This is a genomic window from Providencia sp. R33, from assembly GCF_019343475.1.
Classification (GTDB): Bacteria; Pseudomonadota; Gammaproteobacteria; order Enterobacterales; family Enterobacteriaceae; genus Providencia.
Map to the genome: position 1 here is coordinate 589,400 of NZ_CP072453.1, position 16,605 is coordinate 606,004.

Consider the following 16,605-nt stretch of genomic DNA (forward strand, 5'->3'; position numbering starts at 1 on the left):
CGGTAGATTTTTATCGAGATTTTTTGCGTCTTCTACGTATATCGATCGGGGAGAATATAGATCAGTTTATTTAACCAGTCATGATATGCGAATAATATGCGGTGATTTATTTTGGATGGTTTTTTTGTGATAATATTGTTTTATTTATCAGTGCATTGAGTGGTTTTTTTGAAGTGTTAATGGCTGTTTTTGGATAAGGAATATAAAGTGTAACATAACATTTCAGTGCGTTTTTTAGAGAGATAGATAAATAAAATTACTTATAAATTGTGGATGTGTGCATTTATTAGCCTATTTGCGATGATGTTGTGTAAAGTCGATAACGATAGGCCAAATGGGTGAAGTTTTAGCGTGAACTTACACCAGCAAAAGCGGATAGAAAGGCGATGGCCTTATGGGAACCTATGCCTGAAAAAAACTAATTATATCAATTTTTCGCATTAGTTTTTCTAATTCAATGATCTTTTGATTAATTTAATCATCCACGTGTTCAGGGGGGGATTTGGTGATATTTTGAGCTAAATAAGCAGTGTTAGGCTGTTTTTGAGTGATCATTCTCAATTATTTAACAAAATTCACTGGTAAAAGTAAGGGGGAATCAGTAATACAGAAGGGAGGTCGCCCTATTTTTTTTTATAGGATCAAAAGACAAATAATGGTAGGTTTTTTAACAGAAGTTATCGTTTGCGTCAGGTTAAAAATGCCCATTTAATGATTACCAATTGGTATTTTTAACCCGTAAACATTCCAAAATATCTTAATCGAACAAAGAGGGTATTCATGGTAAAGCAGACAACACTGTATGACGAGCATATTGCTTGTGGTGCAAAGATGGTGGATTTTCATGGTTGGATGATGCCATTGCATTATGGTTCGCAAATTAATGAACATAATATTGTTCGAACGGATGCAGGGATGTTTGATGTTTCCCACATGACCATTGTCGATTTGCATGGTAGTGGCTGCCGTGACTTCCTACGTTACCTCTTAGCGAATGATATCAATAAACTCACTGAGCAAGGTAAAGCACTGTATACCGGTATGTTGAATGCATCAGGTGGTGTGATTGATGACCTGATTGTGTATTACTTTGCTGATGATTTTTACCGTCTTGTGGTTAATTCGGCAACGCGGGAAAAAGACCTTGCATGGATTGAACAGCACGCTTCAGGTTATGCCGTTGAAATTCAAGTGCGTGATGATTTAGCCCTGCTTGCTGTTCAAGGCCCTAAAGCACCAGAAAAAGTCCATTCATTATTGACTCCAGAACAAAATCAAGCCATTGACGGCATGAAGCCATTTTATGGAGTTCAAACGGGCGATTTGTTTATCGCCACAACAGGGTATACCGGCGAAAAAGGCTATGAAATTGCAATGCCAAAAGAGCAAGTTATTGATTTTTGGCATAAATTATTGAAAGCAGGCGTCCACCCTGCTGGGTTAGGTGCTCGTGATACGTTGCGTTTAGAAGCGGGAATGAACCTATACGGTCAAGATATGGATGAAAGTATTTCTCCCCTTGCAGCCAATATGGGTTGGACTATTGCGTGGAAACCTGAAGACCGCCAGTTTATCGGCCGTGAAGCTCTCGAAAAGTTACGTGAACAAGGAACTGAAAAACTTGTCGGTATTGTGATGCGTGATAAGGGTATACTGCGAGCAGGGCAAGTGGTTCGCTTTACAGATGATCTGGGTGAATTGAAAGAAGGCGTTATTACCAGCGGTTCTTTCTCTCCTACTTTAGGTTTCAGTATTGCGTTAGCGCGTGTCCCGAACGGAATTCAAGACAAAGCGATTGTTGAAATTCGACAGCGAGAAATGCCAGTTGAAGTGGTTAAACCGGGCTTTGTCCGCGAAGGTAACTGCTTAGTGTAATTTGGGCTAACCCAATGAATAAATTTAAAATGAGAGGCTAATGATGAGCAATACACCTAAAGAGTTAATGTATACCCGTGAGCATGAGTGGCTGCGTGATGAAGGCAATGGTGAATATACCGTTGGTATCACAGAACATGCGCAAGAAACGTTAGGGGATATGGTGTTTGTTGATTTACCTGAAGTGGGCAATATTGTCAGCGCAGGTGATGACGTAGCAGTGGTTGAGTCTGTTAAAGCTGCGTCTGATATCTATGCACCACTGAGCGGCGAAATTGTGGCAGTGAACAGTGAACTGAGCGATTCTCCAGAGCTGGTGAACGAACAGCCGTATCAAGAAGGTTGGATTTTCCGCATTAAAGCATCGGATACCGCAGAGTTGGCGGATTTGATTGATGCGGCTGGGTATAATTCTATGATTGAAGCTGAAGAATAGTTTATTCGTCATATTTTGTGTTGTGGCGGTGTTGGCTGCACTCGACAACTTGGGTCACATACTGGTGTATGCTCCCCAAGATTGTCTCGCTTGCCGCCTAGCCACAACGCAAACTATATAGAATAAACACCTTTTAGAGTGTTAAAAAAGACAATTAGTTAGAAACAAGAAACAAGAAACAAGAAACAAATCGCTACATCACTGATTTTGAGTGTTATCTCGCAAGTTCCGTAATAACCGCCCGACAACTTATGCATAGCAGACAAAGGATGGGAACACAGATATGTCGATGTCACTGAGTCAATTAGAAAACCGTTCAGAATTTATCTCGCGCCACATTGGTTCTTCAGAACAACAAATAAAAACCATGTTAGATACCGTGGGGGCGTCGTCGCTCGATAACCTAATGGATAAAATTGTGCCAAAGGCCATTTTACTTCCAGAGCCGCCAAGAGTAGGCGGCGGAGCCACCGAACAAGAAGCATTGGCGGAATTAAAAGCCATTGCATCGTTGAACAAACGCTACAAAAGTTATATTGGGATGGGTTATGCACCTGCTGTATTGCCCCCAGTTATTTTACGTAATTTACTGGAAAACCCAGGCTGGTACACCGCTTATACGCCTTATCAACCTGAAGTATCCCAAGGCCGCTTAGAATCTCTGCTCAATTTCCAACAGCTCACCATTGACTTAACTGGGTTAGACCTTGCCTCTGCATCATTACTGGATGAAGCCACGGCTGCGGCAGAAGCGATGGCGATGGCGAAACGCATTAGCAAATTAAAAAATGCAGAACGCTTCTTTGTGGCGGATGATGTTCACCCGCAAACCCTTGATGTGGTGCGCACACGTGCAGGAACTTTTGGCTTTGAAATTATTGTCGATAGTGCTGACAAAGTTTTAGAACATGAGGGCGTGTTTGGTGTGCTGTTACAACAAGTCGGCACAACAGGTAATGTCCATGATTACACTAAACTGCTTGCACAACTAAAAGAGCGCCAAATTGTCAGCTGCGTTGCGGCAGAAATGATGGCGCTTGTGCTATTAACTGCACCGGGTAAACAAGGTGCGGACATTGTTTTCGGTTCCGCGCAACGTTTTGGTGTACCGATGGGCTATGGCGGTCCACATGCGGCGTTTTTTGCTTGTCGCGATGAGTTTAAACGCGCCATGCCGGGTCGTATTATTGGTGTTTCTCGTGATGCGGCGGGCAATACTGCGTTACGTATGGCAATGCAAACCCGTGAACAACATATTCGCCGTGAAAAAGCGAACTCCAATATTTGTACTTCTCAAGTATTGCTGGCGAATATTGCCGCTATGTACGCGGTATATCATGGCCCTGAAGGGCTTAAATTGATTGCAGGGCGCATCCATCGCTTTACCTCTATTTTGGCGAAAGCATTAGCGGATGCGGGTTTCACATCACGCCATAAAACCTGGTTTGACACCTTAGCGATTGAAGTCGCAGACAAAACTGCAGTGTTAGCGCGAGCAGAAAAAGCGAAAATCAATTTACGTACAGATATTCGTGGCGCTGTAGGCCTCACACTAAGTGAAACAACCACTCGCCAAGACATCAATGAGTTATTCTCGGTAATAACCGGCTCTGATGACAAATTAAATTTTGAAAAGCTAGACCAGCAAGTGGCTGAAAATGAACAAGCCATCCCCGCAGCATTACAGCGTAAAGACGAAATCTTAGCGCATCCTAATTTCCACCGTTACCACAGCGAAACGGAAATGATGCGTTATATGCACAGCCTAGAGCGCAAAGATTTAGCGTTGAACCAAGCGATGATCCCGCTGGGTTCTTGCACGATGAAGCTCAATGCCGCAGCGGAAATGATCCCAATTACGTGGCCAGAATTCGGGGAATTACACCCATTCTGCCCTGCGGATCAAGCGCAAGGTTATCATCAAATGATTGAGCAGCTCTCTCATTGGTTGGTGCAATTAACTGGTTACGATGCAGTTTGCATGCAGCCAAACTCAGGCGCACAAGGGGAATATGCTGGCCTGTTAGCGATTCGTCGTTACCATGAAAGCCGCAATGAAGGCGCGCGTAATATTTGTTTGATCCCTGCATCTGCACACGGAACTAACCCGGCCTCTGCCCATATGGCGGGAATGGAGGTGGTGGTGGTGCGCTGTGATGATGAAGGTAATATTGATTTAACGGATTTACGTGAAAAAGCGCAGCAGCACGGCAACGATTTATCCTGTGTGATGGTCACTTATCCATCAACGCATGGGGTGTACGAAGAAAGCATTCGCGAAGTGTGTGAAATCATTCACCAATATGGCGGGCAAGTGTATCTTGATGGTGCAAATATGAATGCGCAGGTTGGGTTGACTACACCAGGCTTTATTGGCGCGGATGTTTCTCACCTTAATTTACATAAAACGTTCTGCATCCCACACGGTGGCGGCGGTCCAGGCATGGGGCCTATTGGTGTGAAAAAGCATCTCGCACCATTTGTGCCAGGGCATTCCGTGGTTGAATTAGATATGGTTACTGACCAAGGCGCAGTTTCCGCGGCACCGTTTGGTAGTGCGTCAATCTTACCTATTAGCTGGATGTATATTCGCATGATGGGCTCGTATGGTTTAAGAAAGGCAAGCCAAGTGGCGATTTTGAATGCGAACTATATCGCTCAGCGCCTTGCGGGTCGTTATGACATTCTGTACACAGGGCAAGAAGGCTATGTGGCTCACGAATGTATCGTCGATTTACGTCCCATCAAGAAAGATACTGGGATCAGCGAATTAGATATTGCTAAGCGTTTGATTGACTATGGCTTCCATGCACCAACGATGTCTTTCCCAGTCGCTGGGACATTGATGATTGAGCCGACTGAGTCTGAAAGTATCACAGAAATCAATCGTTTCATTGACGCGATGTTAGCGATACGTGATGAAATTGACCAAGTAGTTGAAGGTAAATGGACGTTAGAGGATAACCCACTGGTGAATTCCCCTCATGTGCAAACTGAGTTGGCGAGTGACTGGCCACACGCATATAGCCGCGAGCTAGCAGTATTCCCAACAGAACAAACCAAAGCAAATAAATATTGGCCAGCGGTAAAACGCCTTGATGATGTCTATGGCGACCGTCATTTACATTGTTCATGTGTGCCGATTGACGAGTATATGTAATAGTTTGAATTGGCAAACTAGATATATTTAGTTGGGTTAATATTAGGCTTGCTTCCTTTTTCATTGGGGCAAGCCTTTTTATTCTTCTATCGTTTAACCAGAATATTGGTCAATACCGGTATAACTGTTGCCTTGGTAAAGTTTTTCAACCTCACCCGTTGTTATATTAGCTTGATAAACGCCACCATGGAGATCGGCGATATACATCAGCTGCGCCGATTTATCATAAGTTAGTCCTATTGCTTCTTTGAATCCTCGGCTGATCACGCGGTGATCCGTGAGCCCGTGAAGGGTTATATTGGCACAGTTTAGGCTATTTCCATCAGGTTCAGCCCCTCTATCAGTCCAATATAAAATATTGGCTTCTTCATCGAGTAATAAATCGATAGGTTCAGGTAAATTAGCCAAAAGTAACTGAATATCACTGCGGCTTTCTGGGGATTGCGGATTTTTTTGTCTTAATGGTGCCCTAAAAATACGACCTAAATTCCCCTTAGGTGTTCCTTTTTGCGTCCAGTAAATCCAATTATTTTTTAGGTCAATAGCAATGCCTACGCATTGTTCAAGTATATCAACCTGATCATTTTCATCTCGCGGCCTAGCAATGTGGGTGATTAGATCGGAACCATTAATGCTGCAGGAGGAAACCATTCCACCTTCACGATCGCACCAATATAACCGTTGATTGAGCAGATCGAGTTGTAATTGTTTGGGGGTTCTTATCGCCCCTTTACCTAATAGCATTTTGCTATTGCTACCATCAAAACGCATAACATTGATTGAGCCATCATTTTCATCAAAATTCTCCCCCATATTGCTCCAATAGATTAAGTGATTATCAGGATCAACGGCGATACCATCAGGTGTACCGCCGAGGCCTTCAATGAGAGGCATTAGGTGATGAGTCGACTTATTGAACTGAACAATAGAAAGGGCATGAATATCAAGCAATAACAAATAAGGGGAAGCATTTTTATTGTCTTTTGGCATATTTGACCTCATTGACAGCGAATAAAAACTACATAAAAGATAAATTACTAGGAAATTATTTATCTAAGTATAATTTAATTTAATAGATTGCTATTAATTAGGTTAGTTTCATTTAAGGGGAGGTAAGTGAAGAGATGCTTTCAGGGTTAGGCTAAAGCGACAGAAAAGCCGCTTTAGCCTCTTAATTAAAGCAGCCAACCTTTTTGTTGAGCAAGCTCTAATTGTTGCTTAAGTTGTTGGTAAAACTCAGGAAGAATTTGCTCAATGTAATCACATTTGCTGAGTACTTGTTCGAGGCGAATATGGTTTTCGACCCAGCTTTGCCCTTGATTGTGCAAATTCATCAGCATTGGCATTGCTCTATCAATCGCATTCGCATAGACCGACTCAGGGGTTTCTAATGCATCATATTCATTCCACAGCGCCAACAATGTTGAGTTTTGTGGACTAGGAAGAAGGTTAAAAATACGGTTTGCGGCTTTGACTTCTTCTGCATGAATAGCATCACGAGCAGCATTATCGAAAACCAATACATCACCCGCATCAATTTCAACAATGTCATGCACGAGAGCAAGTTTAATTGCATGTTCAATATTTACGCCTTGAACATAAGGCGCAAAACTCATTGCTGCAACGGCAAATTGCCAGCTGTGTTCCGCCGTATTTTCGTGGCGTTCACGGTTGAGCAACTTATTTTTACGGTAAACACTTTTTAGTTTATCCAGTTCCATTAAAAATTGGACGACTTCAGTAAAAGCCCCAAAATTGACCACCTCAGAGGGCTTGTTACTTAATGCAGATGACATAAAAACCTCAATTAATGTTCTTCTTCTAATGAATAAGGTAAAGCTGCAATGGTTAAATGGCTTTGTTCATCACTCATGACACGAAAAACGCTGTCAGCTTCCATATCGTTATTCATAATGATTTGCACATAAATTTCGCCATTACCTAGGCGCACAGCGGCAAGGACAGTGCCTGTACGGCGCCATTTGTCACCTAATTGCCATTCAAGACCTTCGCCAATGACTGGAAGTGTTGTGCCAGTGCCTTTTAGTAAATACATTGCACGTTTATTGGCACCACGGAATTTTGCTCGAGCCACCATTTCTTGGCCGGTATAACAGCCTTTTTTAAAGCTGATCCCATGAGGAAGTGCTTGCAGATTTGTGGCTTGTGGTAGGTGCTGTGCGCTGTTTTCTTGATCGATAACGGCGAAGCCTGCTTCAAGATCTAACGCGAGCCATTGGTCATCATTGACTTGAGCAGCACCTAATATTTCAGACATTCTTTGTGCTATTTCTTCTGTCGATATCACTAAAAAACGTTCCGCAGGTAATGAAAAGTGCAACAACGTGGAATCACCCTCAGAGACAACTTGGTTTTGCTCATCAGGTAACGTGGTAAACAACGTTGCAAGCGCTTCTCTCGCCCCTTTTCCTGCGACACCCAGTAATCTCAATTCAGGTTTTTTCTCAAACGAAACCTTAGAAAAAACCGCATATTTTTTGAGCTCAGCTAATTGTGAATCTGCGACGCTGCGCCTAAGCAAATAAGAAAAACCATCTAAATGATGGAATAGGCGTAGGTCACTCCACATTTTGCCTTTGGGGTCACAGTGTGCCGTTAAGGTATGCATTTGTGCCAGTGTCGCAATATCTGCTGTCACTTGGCCTTGCAGGTATTTTTCTGCATCGAGGCCTGTAAGATGAATAAGTTCCCAGTTTTCCAGTGAAATCAAAACAAGTGGTAAAGACTGAGATTCAAGGGGAAATTGCTGTGTACTATCAATGTGGGTAGTCATGATTTCACCTGTTGTTCTTTGATAGATAAAGGTGCTTAATGGTAAAATAGCTAGATAACATTGCAAGTAGTTATTATGATGCCGCTTGCATTATCTCGGATTTTTTTAGCATCTGTTTGTAGAAAAACGGCATTTTACTACTAAAATTACAACTATGTAGTCTATGACATGTTTTCTTCGTAGATAATCTGTTAGAGTATTGAAAATAATCAATCTTATCAGTTAACTGCAACAAAAGGTCGTAGTGGAATGGATATTGAGAATAAAGCACGAATTCATTGGGCTTGTCGTCGTGGAATGCGTGAGCTAGATATTTCAATCATGCCTTTTTTTGAGTATGAGTTCGATGGCTTAACGGTAGAAGACAAACACATTTTTGTTCGTTTATTAGAGTGCGCGGATCCAGACTTATTCAATTGGTTAATGAATCATGGTCGTCCAGAGGATGACGAGCTGTTCCGTATGGTTAAACTCATTCAGGAAAAAAATAAAAATCGTGGTCCTGTGGAAATCTAATCTTGCCATTTCATGGAAGACACAATTTTTTACTACCTGTGTTCATGGCGCAGTCGGCATGTTTTTGCTGCTTGCACCATGGTCACAAGGTAATTCCGTGTTTTGGCTGCCATTACTCGTTGTGGTGGTGGCAAGTTGGGCTAAAAGCCAAAAAAATATCAGCAAAATAAAAGGCGTTGCTGTGCTGGTTAATGGCAATAAGGTTCAATGGAAGAAAAACGAATGGAATATCGTGAGAACGCCATGGCTGAGCCGTTATGGTGTATTACTTACACTAGAAGCTTTGCAAGGGAAGGCGCAAAGAATTCATTTGTGGGTCGCGAGGGATTCAGTTTCAGAAGAAAACTGGCGGAATCTCAATCAACTATTGCTCCAATATCCAGATATCTAGCATTATAAAGCGTCAATTAGGAACAATGTTTACCGCCAGAATTGCGCCTTAGAGAGACGCTTCAATTTCTTGTAGAATTTGCACGCACCACTGGGCAATGCGCTCATCAGTTTGTTCGAACTGATGGACTTCATCGAGTGCAAGCCCGACAAACATGTCTCCTGCTTCATTCAAGGGTTTTGGACTATCAAAGGTGTAACCTTCAGTTGGCCAAAAACCGATAAACTGCACGCCAGTAGGTTTAAGTTGATGGTAAAGCAGCCCAAGTGCATCAAGGAACCACTCACTGTAATCTATCTGGTCGCCTAGCCCATACATAGCAACAATTTTGCCAGTTAAATTAAGGTTGGGAAGCGCATCCCAAATTTCTAGCCAGTCTTCCTGTATTTCACCAAAATCCCACGTAGGTATTCCCAAAATCAGAATATCATACTGTTCCATTTCACTGGGTGGGGTATCGTTAACATTATGCAGTGTGACAAAATCATCACCGAGAATATCACGTATTTTTTCAGCAACCATTTCGGTATAACAGGTGCTAGAACCGTAAAAAAGACCTATTTTCATATATTATTACTACGTCCAGCTAGGGTTTTGATGACAAGAGGGGTATTGTAACAGATGGACCCCCTTTCAGGCATAATAGAATCGTGTGGTATTATTCAAAGGAAACGAATTAGCTGTGGAAACAAAACACCTTAATCCATTAATTGAGCAATTTCTTGATACGATTTGGCTTGAGCAAGATTTGGCAGAGAATACATTAGCCTCATATCGTAATGACCTTCAGTCGCTAGATAAGTGGCTTGATGCACGTCATTTACATTTAGAAAGTGTTCAATCAATTGATTTGCAATCTTTTCTCGCTGAACGTATAGATGGTGGTTATAAGGCTGCAAGTTCAGCACGTCTATTGAGCGCGATGCGCCGTTTATTCCAATATTTATATCGAGAGAAACGACGGGCGGATGACCCTTCAGCCGTCATCGCAGCACCTAAAATACCGCAGCGATTACCAAAAGACCTTAGTGAACGGCAAGTCGATGATTTATTAAATGCGCCTGCAACGGAAGACTCCCTCGAGTTGCGGGACAAAGCTATGTTAGAAGTTTTATACGCTTGTGGTCTACGTGTGTCTGAACTGATTGGCTTAACGTTTTCTGACATCAGCTTGCGCCAAGGCGTTATTCGAGTTGTCGGGAAAGGCGATAAAGAAAGATTGATTCCCTTGGGGGAAGAGGCAATATACTGGCTGGAAAAATACATTGACGAAGGCCGCCCTGACTTATTAAATGGCAAAACCAGTGATATTTTATTCCCAAGTAAACGTGGAACAAAAATGACACGGCAAACATTTTGGCATCGAATAAAATACTACGCGGTGCTGGCACAAATTGATACTGAATTGCTCTCTCCGCACGTCCTTAGACATGCCTTTGCAACGCATTTATTGAACCATGGAGCTGATTTACGTGTCGTACAGATGCTACTAGGTCATAGCGATTTATCAACAACGCAAATTTATACTCATGTTGCGACGGAACGGTTACGCGCGCTACATGAACAACATCATCCAAGAGGATGACAATTAAAGGATTATTAATGAAACGCAAATTGCTATTACTGGCGGCTGCTTGTTTTGCTGCAATTACCGCGAGCGCATACAGTGCAACGGAAGAAAAAGTCATTCGCGACACATTGGCAAAATATGATATGACAGTGGAGTCAATTAAACCTTCACCTATCGTTGGGCTAAATGTGGTCGAAACAACGACGGGTATCATCTACATCACTGATGATGGTAAGTATTTACTTCAGGGGCCAATTTACGATATGAGTGGAAAAACCCCCGTGAATATTAGTAATCAACCGCTAATGAAAAAGGTTGAAGCGCTAAAAAATGAAATGATTTATTTCAAAGCACCACAAGAAAAATACGTGGTCACTATCTTCACCGATATTAGTTGCGGATATTGTAAAAAGCTCCATGAAACCGTTGGTGAACTTAATAGTAAAGGTGTGACGGTGCGCTACCTTGCTTACCCTCGTCAAGGTGCCCAAAGTGATGTGGGTAAAAAAATGGCGTCTATTTGGTGTAATGGCTTACCACAAAATGCGTTAACACAAGCGTTTAAAGGTGAAGAAGTCGCTATGATCGATAGCTGCAAAATTGATTTAAGCAAGCATATGAATGTCGGTAATTTATTTAAAGTGACAGGTACTCCTGCAATTATTTTACCTAATGGTCAAATGCTACCCGGTTTTCTAAAACCGGATGCCCTTATTCAATTACTCGATGAAAAATAGTTAATTATTGTGAATGTAGAAACTTTTTTACGACAACGGCAAGTTGAAGGCGAATCAGCGCAACTTTCTGGGCTTCCTGAATTATTGCAGCGTATTTACCTGCATCGTGGTATTACGGATTTGGCTCAGCTAGAGCGCAAAGCCACAAATTTGTTGGATTATCGTTCGTTATCAGGCATTGAAAATGCACTTGTCTTGCTTTACCGCGCACTGACGGAGCACGAATCCATTACTATTGTTGGGGATTTTGATGCGGATGGCGCAACAAGCACTGCACTAGCAATTCGAGCCTTAAAATCGATGGGGTATGTGAACTTAAATTATATCGTACCCAATCGTTTTGAAAATGGTTATGGATTGACGCCGTTGGTGGTTGAAGAAGCACATAAGCGAGGGGCAAATTTAATTATCACGGTGGATAATGGTATTTCATCTCATGAAGGCGTGGTAGTTGCGAAGCAATATGGTATCAATGTCATTATTACCGACCACCATTTGCCCGGTGAAACATTACCTGAAGCTGATGCGATCATTAACCCAAATCTCAATGAGTGCCGCTTTGGCTCAAAATCATTAGCGGGTGTTGGGGTGACATTTTATTTAATGTCAGCGCTGCGCGCACATTTACGTCAAAAAGAATGGTTTACCCAGCAAGGGTTAAGCGAGCCTAATTTAGCTGAATACCTTGATTTAGTTGCATTAGGTACGGTAGCCGATGTTGTACCGCTTGATTCCAATAATCGAATATTAGTTCATCAAGGCTTAAACCGCGTTAGAGCAGGGCGTTGCTGCGCAGGCATTAAGGCACTCATTGAGGTGTCAAAACGTGATTTATCGAGACTTGTTGCCAATGATTTTGGTTTTGCACTTGGCCCACGGCTAAATGCGGCGGGGCGGTTGGATGATATGTCAGTGAGTATTGAATTATTGCTCACTGATGATATGGCCTATGCGAGGGAGCTTGCTAACGAGTTAGATGGGTTAAACCAAACTCGCCGCGATATTGAGCAGGGGATGCAGCAAGAAGCATCAGTTCTCTTTAACAAGCTTGAGTATAGTGATAATCAACTACCAAATGGTCTCGCTATTTATCACCCAGAATGGCACCAAGGGGTTGTTGGGATTTTAGCATCGCGAATTAAAGAGCAGTTTCATCGCCCTGTTATCGCTTTTGCACCTGCAGGGGATGGTGTACTGAAAGGTTCAGGGCGCTCAGTCCAAGGTCTGCATATGCGTGATGCACTTGAACGTTTAAATACCCTGCAACCTGGTTTGATGCAAAAATTTGGTGGCCATGCAATGGCGGCGGGGTTGACCTTAGACGAAAATAAATTTGCGGATTTTAAACATCACTTTGAGCTTTTAATGGGGGAACTCATTAAACCTGAGCAACTGGCGGGTGTTGTTTGGAGTGATGGCGAGCTTTCACGAAATGAATTTTGCTTAGAAACGGCAGAGTTAATTCGAGAAAGTGGCCCATGGGGGCAAGCTTTCCCTGAACCTGTATTTGATGGCCATTTTCAGCTATTACAGCAACGTTTAGTGGGTGAACGTCATCTTAAATTGATGTTAGAGCCAGTGAATGGTGGCCCGATGCTCGATGCTATCATGTTTAATATTGATGTGCGCAGATGGCCGGATAACAGTATTAAAAAAGCTAAAATTGCGTTTAAACTCGACGTAAATGAATATCGTGGGCAACGAAGCGTACAATTAATGGTTGAACATATTTGGCCTGACTAAACGCAAATATTATCGATAAGTATGTGATGAAATAGCGTTTTAGGGTGCTATAAACCTGAGATAAATTCCGTTATACTAAACGGTTTGTAAATAAAAATTATTTTGACCAACCATAAGATATTAAAAATGACGTTTGAAATAAACCCAGTAAAAAGTAAGATTCAGGACCTGTCTGATCGGACATCGGTTCTGAGGGGGTATCTTTGACTATGATGCCAAGAAAGAACGCTTAGAAGAAGTCAACGCAGAACTAGAGCAACCTGATGTCTGGAATGAGCCCGAAAGAGCGCAAGCACTTGGTAAAGAACGCTCATCCCTTGAAGCGATTGTTGAAACAATCGATCAGCTAACACAAGGCCTTGAAGATGTTGAAGGTTTATTAGAGCTGGCGGTTGAGGCTGACGATGAAGACACTTTCAATGAAGCGGGTGCGGAGCTTGAACAACTGCAAGGCAAATTAGAACAACTGGAATTTCGCCGCATGTTTTCGGGTGAATATGACAGTGCTGATTGCTATATTGACTTACAAGCGGGTTCTGGCGGTACTGAAGCTCAAGATTGGGCGAGTATGTTATTACGTATGTATTTGCGCTGGGCGGAGTCAAAGGGCTTTAAAACCGAGATTATTGAAGAATCTGATGGTGATGTCGCGGGTCTAAAATCAGCGACAGTGAAAATTATCGGTGACTACGCTTACGGCTGGTTAAGAACGGAAACAGGTGTTCACCGTTTAGTTCGTAAGAGTCCATTTGACTCTGGCGGGCGTCGTCATACTTCGTTTAGTTCAGCCTTTATTTACCCAGAAGTTGATGACGATATTGATATCGAAATTAACCCTGCGGATTTACGTATTGATGTGTACCGTGCTTCAGGTGCAGGTGGTCAGCACGTAAACAAAACGGAATCAGCGGTACGTATTACACATATTCCAACTAATATTGTGACGCAGTGCCAGAACGACCGTTCGCAGCATAAAAATAAAGACCAAGCGATGCGCCAGTTAAAAGCAAAGCTATATGAACTGGAAATACAAAAGAAAAATGCAGACAAGCAAGCGATGGAAGAGAACAAATCAGATATTGGCTGGGGAAGCCAGATTCGTTCTTATGTCCTTGATGATGCAAGAATAAAAGATTTACGTACTGGTGTGGAAACGCGTAACACGCAAGCCGTGCTGGATGGTGATTTGGATAAATTCATTGAAGCTAGTTTAAAAGCTGGCCTGTGAGGAAAAAATGTCTCAAGAGCAACAGGGTGCAGAACAAGCTCCCGATTTGAATAACGAACTGAAAACCCGTAAAGAAAAACTCGCGGCGTTGCGTGAAAAAGGAATTCCATTTCCAAATGATTTTCGTCGTGAAGATCTTTCTGACAAAATTCATGCACAGTATGGTGAAAAGTCATCAGAAGAATTGGAAGACTTAAACATTGAAGTCTCTATTGCGGGTCGTATGATGACTCGTCGTATCATGGGTAAAGCCTCATTTGCAACATTGCAAGATGTCGGCGGGCGTATTCAAATCTACGTATCTCGTGATGATTTAGCCGAAGGCGTTTATAACGAACAGTTCAAGAAATGGGACTTAGGTGACATTTTAGGTGCCAAAGGTCGTTTATTTAAAACGAAAACAGGCGAACTGACGGTTCATTGCCATGAAGTTCGTTTATTAACTAAAGCCTTGCGCCCGCTACCAGACAAATTCCACGGTTTATCAGACCAAGAAACACGTTATCGCCAGCGTTATTTGGATTTAATTGCAAATGATGAATCACGTAATACATTCATTGTACGCTCTAAAATCTTGGCTGAAGTGCGTAATTTCATGGTTGGTCGTCATTTTATGGAAGTTGAAACCCCAATGATGCAAGTCATTCCTGGTGGTGCATCAGCGCGTCCATTTATTACGCACCATAATGCATTAGATATCGATATGTATTTACGTATCGCACCAGAATTGTACTTAAAACGATTAGTGGTCGGTGGCTTCGAACGCGTTTTCGAAATTAACCGTAACTTCCGTAATGAAGGATTATCGCCTCGTCATAACCCTGAGTTCACCATGATGGAACTCTATATGGCGTATGCAGATTACCGTGACTTGATTGAATTAACGGAAGATTTATTCCGTACACTGACACAAAAAGTGTTAGGTAATACGGTCGTTCAGTATGGTGATCAACAGTTTGATTTTGGTCAGCCATTCACTAAATTGACCATGAAGCAAGCTATCTGCAAATATCGTCCAGAAACTAACGTGGCTGACTTAGACGATATGGATAAAGCCGTTGCGATTGCAAAATCATTAGGTATTAAGATTGAGAAAAGTTGGGGCTTAGGTCGTGTTCAATGCGAAATCTTCGAAGAAGTCGCTGAAAGCCACTTAATTCAACCAACATTCATTACAGAATACCCTGCTGAAGTTTCACCTTTAGCACGCCGTAATGATGACAATCCATTTATCACTGACCGTTTTGAGTTCTTCATTGGTGGTCGCGAAATTGGTAATGGCTTCTCAGAATTAAATGATGCAGAAGACCAAGCAGAACGTTTTGCTGAGCAAGTTCGTCAAAAAGACGAAGGTGACGATGAAGCAATGTTCTATGACGAAGACTATGTGACGGCCTTAGAGCATGGTTTACCGCCAACAGCGGGTCTTGGTATTGGTATTGACCGTATGGTGATGTTATTCACTAACAGTCATACCATTCGTGACGTTATTTTATTCCCGGCATTGCGCCCAACAAAATAACCCATGTTATTTTTGTGCCCAGATAATTCTGGGCACATTATTTTACTCTTAATATGTTCAAAAATTCCTTCCTTTTTTATTCTACGTAGCTTTAGAGTCTCTACCTCCCCAAAAATGAATATCAAAATAATATGTACTAACTTATTTTTCGTTGGCATTCGCTAATTAGTAAAAAGTGGACTATATAATAATGCTGAAAATAAATTTGAGTTACGAATAGTATCAATTTAGTATAAGTAAGTGTGCCAAAGAGAGGGTATAATTACACAAGTACTATGTAAGGTGTTTGTTGGTGCTTGTTTGACATAACCCATTGAGTATACATGAAATTTATTGAATTCAGTCTTTTTGTGATTGAGATTAGGTGAAGTTGCTTATTTTCAGGTAAGGCGGTTGTACTTAAATGTTTTAGAGTAACTTAGAGCTATGAGGGTAGTTAATACACCTTTTTTGTGTGCTAAAAACTATTTTATTTGTTAGTAAGTGTTACAGCCATAAGATAAAAAAGAACCCAGGCTTTGTGTTATTGAACTGTTATGTTTATGGTTACATAAACTCGTAAAATAATGTTTGGATAACATAATATAATTAAATAGCACCTTAAAGGTGTTAATTTATGACTGAGTTGGTGCA

At 41.9% G+C, this 16,605-nt stretch carries 14 protein-coding genes; 10 read left to right on the forward strand and 4 right to left on the reverse strand.

Translation table 11 applies throughout. The features are described 5' to 3' along the window. Positions 1–780: 780 nt before the first annotated feature. The 3 genes from gcvT (at position 781) to gcvP (ending at position 5,471) form a co-directional block, all read left to right on the forward strand. Positions 781–1,875 carry a glycine cleavage system aminomethyltransferase GcvT gene (gene gcvT, locus J6836_RS02685; RefSeq protein WP_219246596.1) on the forward strand — a complete coding sequence of 365 codons (1,095 nt, stop codon included), beginning with the start codon at positions 781–783 and terminating at the stop codon, positions 1,873–1,875. 43 nt (positions 1,876–1,918) lie between these two features. Beyond that, complete coding sequence (gene gcvH / locus J6836_RS02690; RefSeq protein ID WP_219249339.1) at positions 1,919–2,311, forward strand: glycine cleavage system protein GcvH; 393 nt, start codon at positions 1,919–1,921, stop codon at positions 2,309–2,311. Between the two features lie 283 nt (positions 2,312–2,594). Continuing rightward, positions 2,595–5,471 (forward strand): aminomethyl-transferring glycine dehydrogenase, encoded by a 2,877-nt coding sequence (gene gcvP / locus J6836_RS02695; RefSeq protein ID WP_219246598.1) that lies wholly within the window; start codon positions 2,595–2,597, stop codon positions 5,469–5,471. A gap of 93 nt (positions 5,472–5,564) precedes the next feature. Here gcvP and J6836_RS02700 read toward each other — a convergent pair whose 3' ends face one another. The 3 genes from J6836_RS02700 to ygfZ all read right to left on the reverse strand — a co-directional run bounded on the left by J6836_RS02700 (position 5,565) and on the right by ygfZ (position 8,265). Further along, positions 5,565–6,461, reverse strand: coding sequence for a YncE family protein (locus J6836_RS02700; RefSeq protein WP_219246599.1), 897 nt, complete (start codon positions 6,459–6,461; stop codon positions 5,565–5,567). 185 nt (positions 6,462–6,646) lie between these two features. Beyond that, entirely contained in the window at positions 6,647–7,267 is a 621-nt protein-coding gene (locus J6836_RS02705; RefSeq protein ID WP_219246602.1) for an HD domain-containing protein, read from the reverse strand. Between the two features lie 11 nt (positions 7,268–7,278). Then, the gene (gene ygfZ / locus J6836_RS02710; protein ID WP_219246604.1) at positions 7,279–8,265 is read right to left on the reverse strand and encodes a tRNA-modifying protein YgfZ; all 987 of its coding nucleotides are present in this window, start codon (positions 8,263–8,265) and stop codon (positions 7,279–7,281) included. Between the two features lie 249 nt (positions 8,266–8,514). Here ygfZ and sdhE point away from each other — a divergent pair, with 249 nt between their 5' ends. Next, entirely contained in the window at positions 8,515–8,781 is a 267-nt protein-coding gene (gene sdhE / locus J6836_RS02715; RefSeq protein ID WP_219246606.1) for an FAD assembly factor SdhE, read from the forward strand. Then, a complete protein-coding gene (locus tag J6836_RS02720) occupies positions 8,711–9,172 on the forward strand; it encodes a protein YgfX (protein ID WP_255586311.1) in 462 nt (153 codons plus the stop codon). The genes sdhE and J6836_RS02720 overlap by 71 nt, the downstream gene beginning before the upstream one ends. Positions 9,173–9,220: 48 nt before the next feature. Here J6836_RS02720 and fldB read toward each other — a convergent pair whose 3' ends face one another. Then, a complete protein-coding gene (gene fldB / locus J6836_RS02725) occupies positions 9,221–9,739 on the reverse strand; it encodes a flavodoxin FldB (protein ID WP_219246610.1) in 519 nt (172 codons plus the stop codon). Between the two features lie 115 nt (positions 9,740–9,854). On the opposite strand from fldB, the gene xerD reads away from it, so the two are divergent. The 5 genes from xerD (at position 9,855) to lysS (ending at position 15,972) form a co-directional block, all read left to right on the forward strand. Then, positions 9,855–10,757, forward strand: a complete 903-nt coding sequence (xerD, locus tag J6836_RS02730) for a site-specific tyrosine recombinase XerD (RefSeq protein WP_219246612.1) — start codon at positions 9,855–9,857, stop codon at positions 10,755–10,757. Between the two features lie 17 nt (positions 10,758–10,774). Then, complete coding sequence (gene dsbC / locus J6836_RS02735) at positions 10,775–11,479, forward strand: bifunctional protein-disulfide isomerase/oxidoreductase DsbC (RefSeq protein ID WP_219246615.1); 705 nt, start codon at positions 10,775–10,777, stop codon at positions 11,477–11,479. 9 nt (positions 11,480–11,488) lie between these two features. Continuing rightward, positions 11,489–13,222, forward strand: a complete 1,734-nt coding sequence (recJ, locus tag J6836_RS02740; RefSeq protein WP_219246616.1) for a single-stranded-DNA-specific exonuclease RecJ — start codon at positions 11,489–11,491, stop codon at positions 13,220–13,222. A 126-nt stretch (positions 13,223–13,348) separates the two neighbouring features. Continuing rightward, a protein-coding gene (gene prfB / locus J6836_RS02745) for a peptide chain release factor 2 (RefSeq protein WP_219246618.1) occupies positions 13,349–14,450 on the forward strand; the annotation gives its coding sequence in 2 pieces (ribosomal slippage) (positions 13,349–13,426 and positions 13,428–14,450; 1,101 coding nt in all). Positions 14,451–14,457: 7 nt separating this feature from the next. Next, positions 14,458–15,972 carry a lysine--tRNA ligase gene (gene lysS, locus J6836_RS02750; RefSeq protein WP_219246619.1) on the forward strand — a complete coding sequence of 505 codons (1,515 nt, stop codon included), beginning with the start codon at positions 14,458–14,460 and terminating at the stop codon, positions 15,970–15,972. Positions 15,973–16,605 lie beyond the last annotated feature (633 nt).